Annotated in this window: 9 protein-coding genes; 2 read left to right on the top strand and 7 right to left on the bottom strand. The window is 72.9% G+C overall.

Translation table 11 applies throughout. The features are described 5' to 3' along the window. The first annotated feature begins 353 nt into the window (after positions 1-353). Positions 354-527: a hypothetical protein gene (locus ACBJ59_RS61925; RefSeq protein WP_375119251.1), complete on the top strand. Its 174-nt coding sequence runs from the start codon at positions 354-356 to the stop codon at positions 525-527. Positions 528-1,101: 574 nt separating this feature from the next. Here ACBJ59_RS61925 and ACBJ59_RS61920 read toward each other — a convergent pair. The 4 genes from ACBJ59_RS61920 to ACBJ59_RS61905 all read right to left on the bottom strand — a co-directional run bounded on the left by ACBJ59_RS61920 (position 1,102) and on the right by ACBJ59_RS61905 (position 3,617). Further along, positions 1,102-1,416 carry a hypothetical protein gene (locus ACBJ59_RS61920; RefSeq protein WP_375119250.1) on the bottom strand — a complete coding sequence of 105 codons (315 nt, stop codon included), beginning with the start codon at positions 1,414-1,416 and terminating at the stop codon, positions 1,102-1,104. A gap of 201 nt (positions 1,417-1,617) precedes the next feature. Then, positions 1,618-1,842, bottom strand: a complete 225-nt coding sequence (locus tag ACBJ59_RS61915) for a hypothetical protein (protein WP_375119249.1) — start codon at positions 1,840-1,842, stop codon at positions 1,618-1,620. A 170-nt stretch (positions 1,843-2,012) separates the two neighbouring features. Beyond that, entirely contained in the window at positions 2,013-2,762 is a 750-nt protein-coding gene (locus ACBJ59_RS61910) for an SDR family oxidoreductase (RefSeq protein WP_375119248.1), read from the bottom strand. An 81-nt stretch (positions 2,763-2,843) separates the two neighbouring features. Then, positions 2,844-3,617 (bottom strand): SDR family NAD(P)-dependent oxidoreductase, encoded by a 774-nt coding sequence (locus tag ACBJ59_RS61905; RefSeq protein WP_375119247.1) that lies wholly within the window; start codon positions 3,615-3,617, stop codon positions 2,844-2,846. A gap of 94 nt (positions 3,618-3,711) precedes the next feature. Here ACBJ59_RS61905 and ACBJ59_RS61900 point away from each other — a divergent pair, with 94 nt between their 5' ends. Further along, on the top strand, positions 3,712-4,311 hold the full coding sequence (locus ACBJ59_RS61900) for a TetR/AcrR family transcriptional regulator (RefSeq protein ID WP_375119246.1): 600 nt from the start codon (positions 3,712-3,714) through the stop codon (positions 4,309-4,311). 655 nt (positions 4,312-4,966) lie between these two features. Here the strand turns inward: ACBJ59_RS61900 and ACBJ59_RS61895 are convergent. The 3 genes from ACBJ59_RS61895 to ACBJ59_RS61885 are packed head-to-tail and all read right to left on the bottom strand — an operon-like array spanning position 4,967 to position 11,356. Then, entirely contained in the window at positions 4,967-5,476 is a 510-nt protein-coding gene (locus ACBJ59_RS61895; RefSeq protein ID WP_375119245.1) for a hypothetical protein, read from the bottom strand. Continuing rightward, positions 5,473-9,015: an ALF repeat-containing protein gene (locus ACBJ59_RS61890; RefSeq protein ID WP_375119244.1), complete on the bottom strand. Its 3,543-nt coding sequence runs from the start codon at positions 9,013-9,015 to the stop codon at positions 5,473-5,475. Before ACBJ59_RS61890 ends, ACBJ59_RS61895 begins: the two co-directional genes overlap by 4 nt. Before the next feature lie 55 nt (positions 9,016-9,070). Continuing rightward, a complete protein-coding gene (locus tag ACBJ59_RS61885; protein WP_375119243.1) occupies positions 9,071-11,356 on the bottom strand; it encodes a trypsin-like serine protease in 2,286 nt (761 codons plus the stop codon). Between the last annotated feature and the right edge of the window lie 111 nt (positions 11,357-11,467).

Below are 11,467 nucleotides of genomic sequence, written 5' to 3'. Positions count from 1 at the left end.
CTGACACGACACGCCGTAGCGCGGCAGTCACATTCCGGTACATCCCGTTACATGGTGATATGCCACAACATCGGGCGCGATCTGGACGCACCTGCACCGATGCCCGGACCTGCTTAAATCGCAAGCTAAGGTGGGGAGCCGCCACACGAGTAACCGGGGTCGGCGCGGTGCTGTGGCTGGCGACAGGTCCTCTGGTGTGGCCTGCTCTGGTTCCTGAGTAGGGGCCGCGGTCCGGGCGGCTCGGCGGGCCTTGGCGGCTACGGCGGCGGCGATGACCGGGCGCGCGGGAACACGGCCCCTTTCTCCAGGTGGCATGCTGCATCGGTTCCCCGGCACTACGTCGAGGTGTGCCCATGTCGATCTCTGTCGACGGGCGGACGCGAGCATGCTGCGGCGGGCCGCCACATCTTCACGAGCCGATAGAGAAGACCGTCTGGTTCTGGCAGCTCTGGTTCCACGGTTCGGCGCTGCCGATCCCGGCGTGGCCGGTCTCCTCGCCGCCGGTACAGTCCGCCATCACGGCCTGACGCGGGGTGCGACGCGGCGGGACCGGATAGCCGGCGACTCGCCCAGTAGCTGGGCGCTGGAGTTCCCTCGCACGAGCACCCCCGGCACATCGATGGCCCGTCAGCATCAAGCCTGCTGGCTGGCCGTTCCGCGTTGCAGGGCAACGCCCCTCAAGAGCGCGGGCCGCCGCACCACGATCAGGAGCTGGCCCCCGCAGACAGCTTCCGGTGACGCCGAGCGCCATGCGCGCGGCCTGGCTGGAGGCAGCGGAGTGATCGCCGCACGCGGAGCAGGAGGGGCGGCCGCCAGCCGCCGGGTGACCGGGGCACGGTCGGAAGCCGCGCAGGATGCGTTCGGCGATCAGAGGAGTCGGAGACGTTGGCGGGGAGCCATGCCTCGATCTTCGGAACCACCTCTGGCGGCCCGGTTGGACGGCCCACCGTGCGAGAGGTCACGGGGCGGTCGGCCTGTTGCTCTGCGCATCGCCTGGCGGAGGCTTGCGCGGATCTGAGTCGGGACGGTGCGCTGCGCGGAAAGACGGAGGAAGAGCCCTCACCACCTGCACGGTGAGGGCTCTTCAAGCGTTGGAAGGGGTTACCAGTTTGCCCGCTCGTAGCCCGCGGCGACGATGTCCTTCGCGCCGGGCGAGGGGCGTTTCTCCACACTCGTGTACTTCCCTGGGATTACCCAGGGGCCGTAGAAGTAGGAGCCGTATCCGGTCTTCGGGTTGGCGGTGCAGTACGCCACCGCTCGCACATGGCCGGTTCCGCCCGTGCACTTGGCCCTGGCCTCATTGGTTTCAGTGTTCTTCCACGCACTGCATCCGGTGGGCCACGCGTGCGCGGGGCTGGCGTTCGTCAGTACGAAGGTGCCCGCCGCCAACGCCATGACAGCCGCGATCTTTCGCATTTGCTTCTCCCCCTCGGATGGAACCTGATTGAGCGAGCGTCGCAAGCGGCGGTATGTTTCCGGTATGTCGTCACACTGACCGAAACTCGCTCGGGAGTCTCTGCGGCGGGCCGCGAGAGCCGACATATCGGGCGGGTCAGCGCGGGTGCGCGGTCATGCCGCGCTGCCTGAGCCGCGGGCAGGCGCGCGTGCTGGGGTGGATCACGGGGCAGCTTCTCCCCCGTCGTCGTGGCTGGCGGCTTGTGCTTCGCGGGCGGCCAGGCCGGTGAGGTCCACGCCGTGAGACATGGCGACGGGCCCGGCGTCCTTGCTGGTCATCGTGGCCGTAGGAACGTACCAGCTCGTCGGCCGTACCCTGCGGCCCGTCGAGGCGATGACCGCCGAGAGCAGGACCGCAATCACTCTTCCCGGCCGGGTCGATGTCAACGATCACTTCCTTCCAGGTCAGGCACGCTCATGACCGTGCCGTAGAGACCGCTTCGCCAGTGGACAGGTACGGCGCTCTGGAAGCCGAGTTCCTGGTTGGCCATCGCTTATGAAACACCTCGCCAATCCACACAACCGAGAGTGTGGGCAGGACCGCTGACGAATCGAGGTCAGTAGGCGAGTTCTCCGATGCCGCCATCGACGCGCAGGACGGTGCCGGCGGTGTAGGCGGACTCGTCAGAGGCCAGGTAAACAGCCGCCTTTGCCAGCTCGGTGGCGGTGCCGATGCGATGCAGGGGCACGGTCCGCCGCAGTTCGTCGTACAGGGCGGCCTGCCGCTCGGGGCCGAGTGAGGCGAACGTGTCCGTGAGGGTCGGCCCCGGGCTCAGCCCGTTGACGCGGACGCCCCGCTCCTTAAGCTCGTAGGTCAGCCCGCGCGACAGGGACAGCAGGCCGGCCTTGGCGGCGCCGTAGACCGCCGCGTTCTCGTGCCCGATGAAGGCGGAGACGGAGCCGACGAGGATGACGGACGCCTGCCGGGACAACAGCGGCAGCAGGGCCTTGATCAGGAAGAACGGCCCCTTGAGGTTGGTGGCGACGAGCCGGTCGAACGCCTCCTCGGTCCATTCCTCGATCGGCAGGTGGGTGACGTCGGCGGCGTTGCTCATCACGACGTCGAGCCGCGGCCACTCCTGCCGCAGCCGCGCCGCGAGCGCCGCCTGGCCGGGCACGTCGCCGGCGTCGGACAGCACGGGCAGCACCCGGCCGCCCAGCCGCCGGGCGGCCTCCTCGAGACGTTCGCGAGAGCGGCCGGTGATCGCGACGGCCGCGCCCTCGGCGAGGAACTCGCGGGCGGTCTCGAATCCGATGCCGCTCGACCCTCCCGTGATCAGGGCGTACTTGCCCTCAAGACGACCCATTGACCTCAATCTCCTCACTCGCGCCCGAGCGCGTGGTTCTGGTAACGGTGGTTGTGCGGAGGGACCGGAGCGTGCCCCGCGTCAGATGGCGGTGCGGCCTCCGTCGGCGGCCACGACGGCGCCGGTCACGTAGCCGGACTGGTCGCCGGCGAGGAAGGCGATCACCTGGGCAACCTCGGCCGGGTCGGCGGCGCGCTTCAGCGCGGTCGTCAGCCCCATGCCGCCGAGGTCCGGGCCCATGGCCGCCACCACCTTGGAGGTGGTCATCGGGCCGGGCGCCACGGCGTTGACGCGCACGTTGGAGGCGGCGAACTCGGCCGCCCAGGTGCGGGTCAGCGACTCCAGCGCCGCCTTGGTGGCGCCGTAGACCGACATCGCCGGCATGCCCAGGGCGGCCGCGGTGGAGCTGACGTTGACGATGCTGCCGCCCCCGTCGGCGGCCATCTTCGGTGCGAGCCGGGCGACCAGGACGAACGGCGCGCGCACGTTGACCGCGAAGGCGGCGTCGTAGCCGGCGAGGTCCTGGTCGGCGGTCGCGCTGAACGGGACGATGCCCGCGTTGTTGACGAGGATGTCCACCGCCCCGGCGTCATCGGCCAGCCGTTGCACGGCCTGCGGGTCGGCCAGGTCGGCGGGGATGAAGCGCACGGTTCCGGCGGCGCCGGCCCGTACGTCGTCCACGACCTGGGCGCCACGATCCGGGTCGGTGCCCGTGATGATCACGTTGGCCCCGCCGGCGGCGAGGATCCTCGCTGTCGCGTGCCCGAGCCCGCCGATGGCGCCCGATCCGATGATCAGCGCCGTCTTCCCGTTGAAGTCCATGGGGTCCTGCCTCTCGTCCGCCGGCGCGCTCATGCACCGGCAGACTTCCGTGTGGTCGTTCAATAAGTCGCTCGGCCTCACCGTAGGGCGTTTTGTGCAAGCGGTCAAAAAGTCGTAACCTAGGGACATGGCACGGACAGGGCGCCCCCGCGCCTTCGACAAGGACGAGGCGCTGGAGCGTGCGCTCCTGCTGTTCTGGTCCCGGGGCTACGGAGCGACCTCCGTTCAGGACCTGGTTGACGCACTGGCCCTGGAGCGGGGCAGCCTGTACGGCGCCTTCGGCGACAAGCGGCAGTTCTACCTGGCGGCGGTCCAGTTGTACTGGGACACCTACGAGCGCGAGCTGATCGCAGCGCTGGAGGCCGGGCCGGTGCTGCCGGCGCTGCGCGAGGTGCTCACTCATCCGGCCCGGGTGCAGGAGTACGCCTCCGACGTCGGCGTTCCGCAAGGGTGCATGATCGGCAACACCACCGCCGAACTGGTCCCGCACGATGCCGAGGCCCGCGAGATCGTAGCCCGCTCACATGTTCGCTTCACGCAGATCGTCGCCGACGCCCTGCGGCGCGCGCAGGCCACCGGTGAGGTCACCCAGGCCGCCACCCCAGAGGCCCAGGCGCAGCTCCTGCTGTTCACCGTCCAGGGCTTTTCCCTGGTCTCCCGCGCCGGGCTCGACACCTCCGCCGCGCTCGCCGCCGTCGACGCCCTGGTCGACGCCCTCCGTGCTTAATGGGGTCCCGGTAGCGATCGCGGAAGTTCCAACGAACCCCGATCACCCGCTCACCGAAGGCGCCTGCCGAGCGGCGAGCCCAACGTGACCAGCGCCCTTACCCCATGCCCGCCCTGTATCGACCGCGGCGCACGGGCCAGAGTGTCGCCGCCCGGCGGCGCCACTTCCGGCCCGACCTCCGCCGCCGCCCGCCACCAGGTCAGCAGCCGTGTAGCGGGGATCACCCACCGCCAGCGTCTCACCCGGCAGGCGGAACACATCGCCGTAGAACCAAGGCGCCAACAACCCTAGATGACGATGGCCGGCGCCGGCCCTCGAGCATCGGAGTCGGCACAGGGCGTTGTACGACGGGCGCAACCACGGTCGCCTCAACATCGCACGGGCGCGCACGGCCTTGTGCGCACGGCCTTGTCCGCGCTGCCGCTTCCGCAGGCCGCCGATGGACGGCTCGTGCCGGCGGTCGACGTCTCACCCAGGTTGCGTCCCGATGCGGCCACAGCGCCGAGGCGCTCGTACTGGCACACCTACGGCCGGGGCAAGAACGAGCACCGGATGATTCCGGGCTGGCCGTACTCGATCGTGGCCGCGCGGGAGCCCGGCCGCACCTCCTGGGCCGCCCTGCCGACGCGATCCGCCTGGAGCCAGGCGACCGCCGCTACCGGAACGTCTCCAGCCTGGCCCGGATCGCGGTCCCGGAGTCCGACCCGAGCAGGACCGCCGCCAGGAGCACGGCGGCGGCGCGGAAGGCCACGATCGAGGACTCCACCGGGTCGTACGCGGCCCGGTCCACCACCATGGTCCCGGCCTGATCGGCTTCCGCGAGCAGGCCCGCCGTCACAGCGGCGCCGAACTCGGCGGGAAGCCCTGGGACCAGCGGCCGGCCAAGGGCGCCCGCGTACGAGGGCGCCGCGTCGAGCTCGATCCGGCCGCATGTCAGCACCTCCACCCTGAGGGCGTCGCCGCCGGACCACGTCATCGTCCCGCCGAGCATCGCCCGCTGCGGAAGGCCGCCGACCCGGCGATGGAACTCGACCGAGGCCCGCCGCACGCCCGGCCGGGCGGCAGGCTTCGCGGGGACTAGCGTGACGGTGACCTCGCGGCCGGCGAGAGCCATCACCTCATCGGCCAGCACCGCCACCCGGATGTTCCCCTGTTCGATGATCAACGAGGCCCCAGACCCCAGTAGTTGCGCCAGGCCTGGTTGAAGAGTTCCGGGAACTGGTCGATCACCTCTGGATGATAGTTGGCGAAGGTGGGATGCATCTGCATGGCGATCCGATGCGCGTCGTCGTAACTCATGCCCGTGTCCATGAGTATCTTCTCGGTCAGCTCGTGGCGCATGAAGTTGGACTCGCTGATGTGCAGTGGTCTGCCCTCGGCCGCCGCCGCCCGGATCCGGGCGATCATGGCGTCGTTCGCGGGAGAATGGTCCAGGCGAGCGAGGTGCTGCTCTATCTTGCCCAGGTCGTCGAGGTTCGCCAAGGCCGGCGACCCGGGCACATGCCCGCCGCGCCACGGGAAACGCCCGATGGGCGGCCCGCTGAATTCGCCCATCGGCGCCATCGGCACGTCGTCGAGCTGCTGCCGCAGGAGGTTGCCGCAGACGTCGGTGCCGTGGTTGCGCTGGAACGTGCAGTACGTCTTGAGCAGCACGGCGGGCAGGTCGCGTTCGTCGACCACGTCCAGCATGAAGAACGCGCCGTACGTGTCCAGCCAGTCGTCGAAGTCGGTCGCCAGCTCGCCACAGGACTCCACGCCGAGGGATCGCGGCAGCTTGTAGCCGTTCAGCCAGCAGTCCCCGTTGAAGGTGACCAGCACCGTGCCGTGGTCGTACTCGATCACTTTCGGCGGGTTCGCGGGCGGCGTGTTCCGCAGGCGTTCCTGGTCCTCCTGCCGCTTCTTGTCCATCGCGAACTGCAGCGCGTCGAGCGCGGCCTGGGCGGCCTGGGCCGCGCTCTCACCGGCGGCGATGGCCAGCGCCCTGGCCTGCTCGGCCGAGTCCCAGGCGGCGGACGCCGACGCGCGGGCCTGGGCGGCCGACGTGGTGGCGCGGGCGGCCGAACGGGCCGCCGCCTGTTCGGCCTGGCGGGCCGAGTTCGCCGCCGCCCGCGCCGCTTGCGCGGAGGCCGCCGCCTGGTCCGCCGACTGGCGTGCCTCGGTCGCGGCCTGCCCGGCCTGCGTCGCGAAGCCCTCGGCCGCCTCGCGGGCCTGGCGGGCCTGGTCCGCCCAGTACGCGGCGTCGTCGGCGGCCTGGTTGGCGATCGCCGCGACCCGGGCGGCCTCTGCGGCGTCCCTGCGGGCGATCGCCGCCGAGTGGGCCGCGTCGGCGACGTACCGGCGCACGGTGGCGACGTGGAGAGCCGCGTCCTCGTCCCGCCGGCCCGCCTGGTAGTGACCCAGCCGCAGGAAGTCGCGCAGGTACCGGCGTGGGCCGGCGAGCGCCACCTGCCCGGCCGCGGCCACCTCGGCGCCGCCCGCCTCGATCGCGGCGGCGACGGCGATCCGGTCGTCCTGCTCGGCCGCGGCGTACTGCCCGCTGCGGAGGAACTCGTGCGCGTCGGCCGGGGTGCCGTTCAGCGCCGCCTGCGCAGCCGCGTCGGTGGCCGGTCCGCCCGTCGCCATCACCTCGGCGATGGCGATCCGGTCGTCCTGGATCTTGCCGTCGTACATGGGCAGCCGCAGGAACTGCACGACCTGCGCGTGCGAGCCGGCGAGCGCGTCCGCGGCGGCGGTCCTGAGCGCGGCCTTGTCGCTGGTCTCCCCCAGGCGTACCACGCGGTCGCGGTCGTCCTGCTCGGCGGCCGCGGCGCGGCTGCCGTCCAGCCATCGCCGCAGGTCGGCCTCGGACCCGGTGAGCGCCGCCGCCGCGGCAGCCCTGGTCCAGGTGCCGCCGGCGGTCAGCAGGCGCATCGCGGCGTTGCGGCCCTGCTCCAGGACGGTCTCGGCGCCGGCTCCCGGCGCGGTGGCCGCGGCCAGGTGCCGCGCGGTCACGTCGTCGATCCGGCTCTGCTCGGGGGCGTCCCACGAGATGGCGGCCTGCTCGGACTGCTCGGCCTGCTTGGTCTCGCGGGCCGCGGCCAGCTTCTCCGCGGTCTCCGAACGTAACCGCTCGGCGTCCGCCTCCCTGGCGGTGCGCTCCGCCGTCTCCGCGCTGGCCGCCGCGGCCGCGGCGGTGGCTGCGGCGCGACCGGCCGCTTTGGCGTGCTCGGTGGCCCGGCGGGCCGCCTCAGCGGCTTCGCCGGCGTGTTCGGCGGCCTCGTCGGCCGCCGCTGCCGCCGCCCTGGCGTGCGCGGCGGCGTCCCGGGCCCAGTACTCGGCGTCCCGCGCCGCTGCCGCCGCCTGCATGGCGAGCGACTCGGCGGCGTTGGCCGACGCGTTCGCGCGGGCGGCGTAGGCCCGCGCCTGAGCCGCCGCCCGGCGAGCACGAGCCGCTTCCGAGTCCGCGACGTTAGCGTGGCCGCTTGCCTCCTCGGCCGCCGCGGCGGCGGCCTCCGCGTTCGCGATCGCCCCCTGGGCGGCCCGCGCCGCCGTCCCGGCCTGGGTGACGGCCTCACCCGCCGCCTTGGCCGCGTCGGCTGCCGTCTCCGCCGCCTGCGCTGCGGCCCGCGCCTGCTGCGCCGCCTGCCGGGCGGCGTCCGCCTTGCCCGCGTTGGTCGCCGCGTCCGCCGCCGCCTGGTACGCCCGGGCGGCGGCCTGACCGGCCAGGACCGACGCGGTCGCGGCCCGCGAGGCGGCGCCGGCCGCGACCCGCGCCGCCTGGTTGGCGGCGTTGGCCGCGTTGATGGCGTCCTGCGCTGCCGCCGCCGCCCGCGAGGCGGCGTCCGCGGCCCGGCCCGCGGCCTCGGTCGCGCGCTTCGCCGAGTCACCCGCCTGCGCCGTCTCCGCCGCCGCCCGCTGCGCCGCCTCCTTGGCCAGCTCGGCCGCCTTCACCGCCCGTTCCGACTGCACCTTCGCGGCCTGCGTCTGCTCCTCCGCGATGAGCTGCGCCTGCCGCGCCACTTCGGCCAGTTGCGCGACGGTGGAGATCTCCTCGTCGCGTGCCCTGGCCACGTGCTGGCCGTGGCCGAGGAACTCCCGCACGTCCTCCGGCGTGCCCTGCAACGCGACCTGCGCCGCCCGTACTACCTCGGGCCCGCCCGTCGCGAGCAGCTTGGTCGCCTCGATCCGGTCGTCCTGCTCCGCCGCCCGGTACCGGCCGTCCAGCAGGAACTCCACGACGGCGGTGTCGCCCGCGGTCAACGCTGACTGGCCGCTCTGCCGGGTCGACGGGCCGCCCACGTCCATCAGGTTCGCCACCCGGATCCGCCGGTCCTGGCCCAGGACCGGCCGGTAACCGGACTCGACGAACGCCCGGAGCTGCTCGGCACCGCCGGCCAGCGCCGCCTGCCCGGCCTGGACCATGGCCGGGCCGCTCAGCTGCATGAGCTGCGCGACCCGTACCCGGTCGTCCTGTGCCCGCAGGCCGGGCAGGTCGTCCTCCAGGAACCGGCGGACGTCCTCGTCCGTGCCCAGGAGCGCGGCCCTGGCCGCCCTCGCCACCCCGGGTCCGGCGGCCTTCATCAGCTCCAGCGCCTGCTCCCGCGCGGCCGCCGGTTCCGCGGCGTGCGCCGCCGGGACGGCGATCGTGCCGGTCGCCAGCAGCGGCGCCAGCAGCACCGCCACCAGCACGCGTCTCACACCGAGCCACACACGCGTCGCCTTCACGATCGCTTCCCCTCATCAAGGACGTGCGCCGATTCGGATCCTCAGCCCGCCGCGCTCACGGCGAGGCGCGCAGCTCCAGCAGCACCGCGAAGTCCGGGTCCGTGGTGCCGGTGGGCCGCACCTGGCCCTCGGGCACGACGACCGTCTGCTCCTCGCCGTCGGCGGTGATGGTCGCCTCGACGACCTGGTCGCCGGAGCCGACCAGGAAGACGGAGTCGAGCCGCAGGCTCAGCCAGCCGGTGTCGCCCTTGACCCGGAAGCAGAACTTCGACCGGCCGACACTCTCCACCGTGATCAGCTGCGGGTCGGTGGTGCACTCCACCAGCGTGATCCGGCCGTCGCCGCGGATCAGCTCGATCTCCTCGATGGACTCCGCCCCGGGATACCGGAAGTCCTCGACCACCGAACCCGGCACGTTCACGTCCTCGGCCGCCTTCGTCTGGGCCGCTGACGTGCCTCCGGCCGGCACGAGGTCGGCGGCGTACCAGCCCTGCAGGTCGACCAGGACGTGCGCGGAACCCGGGCTGTCGTTCCTGATCCTGATCTTGCCGCCGGTGCCGACCTTGACCACGGTGTGCCCCGCCCGGGCGCCGTCGGCCGGCGGCGCGTAGTTGACCAGCGACGTGCTCGCCTCGGTGCCGTCGAGCGGCCACGCGTTCAGGTGCCCGTCGGCCGTGTTGCCGACGACCGTCAGGTTCAGCGCCGCCGTGGTGCCCGCGGGCACGCCGAGCGGCACGTCGATCGTGCTGTTGGCCGGCAGCGGCACGCCCGTGCCGACCTCGCGGGTGTCCAGCCGGCGCACCGCCGGGATCGTCCGCAGGCCCGCGCCACTGTCCGCGCTGCCGGTGAAGTAGCCCAGCGCGGTCAGCACCAGGTGCACCGCCGAACCGCCGTTGTTCGTGAACGTCGCCCGCCCGTCCGTGCCCAGCTGCACCGCCACGCCGTGCGCGGTCGTGCCGGGCACGTAGTCCATGACGCTGCGGTTGTTGGCGCCCCCGGGCGGGAACGCGCCCACCCAGCCCTGCCGGGTCGCCCCGGTCACGATCAGATCCAGGTACGCCGTACTGGCCCCGGCCGGAATGGCGCCACCGGTCAGCGTGAACGTCCGCGAGCCGCCCGCCGGTACAATCCCGGCCGCGCCGCCCAGACCGCTGCGGGTGTCGGCGAGCCGGCTGTGATCCACTGCTACGAAGCCCCGCCCGGTGCTGCCCGAGGTGGTGTAGTAGCCCTGGACGTCGACGATGGCGTGCGCGCCCGGGCCGTGGCTGTAGACGGCGATCTTCCCGCTGTCGGGCACGGGCACCACCGCGGTGTTGGAGATGATCTGGTTCGCGGTGGTGTTCACCATCGACAGCGGCGGGCGCGGCGCGCCCTCCGGCAGCAGCGTCAGGTACGTGGGCGCGGTCGTCACGGCCGTGACGTCGACCAGCACCGCGCTCACGCCGGTCGCCGGGATGCCACCCACCCCGGTCACCTGGAACGGGGTGAGGCGGCCCGCGGCCAGCGCCCCAGCGGGCGCGCCCAGCCCGGAGCGCGTGTCCAGGGCCGCCGCGCTGGTGGGCAGCCGCACGAACGTGCCCCCGCGCACGGTCTGCCGCACCCAGTCCCGTACGTTGTCCAGCCGCACCTCGACCGCCGCCGTGCGGGTCTCTGACGCGCTGGTCCCCAGGCAGCCCGCCTGCCAGGACGCGCTGTGCAGCGCGACCAGCTCGAACCCCGCCGCCACGCTGCGCACCGCCGGCCCACCGGCGTCGCCCTTGCAGATGGTCGCTGGCGCCGACGGGTCGCCGGTGATCTCCACGGCCCCGGCGTTGACGGTGTGCACCGTGAAGGGCGCCCTGTGCAACCGCTCCGGCACCCACTCCGTCGCCGTCCGCCCGAAGCCGGCCACCTGCAGCACCTCGCCGGGCGCCGGCGCGGTCGCGCTCACCCGTACCGGCGTCACCTCGACCACCGGACTGGCCAGCTTGGCCAGCAGGAGGTCACGCGCCGGATGCGGCACCACGTGCGTGACGCCGCGTACCTGCCCCTCACCGATGCTGGTCAGGTCCTCGCGGCCGACCGTGACGGTGGTCGGCTGCGACGGCGGGCCGACCGGCACGGGGTCGGACCCCTCGACGAAACAGGACTTCGCCGTGACGATCCACTCCGGATCGACCAGCGCGCCGGAACATCCACGCACCGCGCTGCCCACCCTGACATCCGCCACGAACCCGTAACCGTCGGCAGGCGCCGCCGCCCCGCCCGCGAGGCCGGAAGCCGGCCCGGCCGCCAGCGCCATGGCGGCCATCACCCCGCCGGCCACCAGTCCGGCTAAGCCGCGCCGTAACAGAACACGCATGAACGACCACCACCCCGATCACCGATCACCGATCACGGCGGTCGCACACGAACCGCCCCGAAGGCGACGATCGCGGTCACTGCCTTCAGAACTGCTTCATGACGGCGTCAC

The organism is Nonomuraea sp. MTCD27 (assembly GCF_041950495.1).
Lineage (GTDB): Bacteria > Actinomycetota > Actinomycetes > Streptosporangiales > Streptosporangiaceae > Nonomuraea.
Note: the sequence above shows the minus strand (reverse complement) of the source record. Positions and strands in the feature narration are given on the sequence as shown.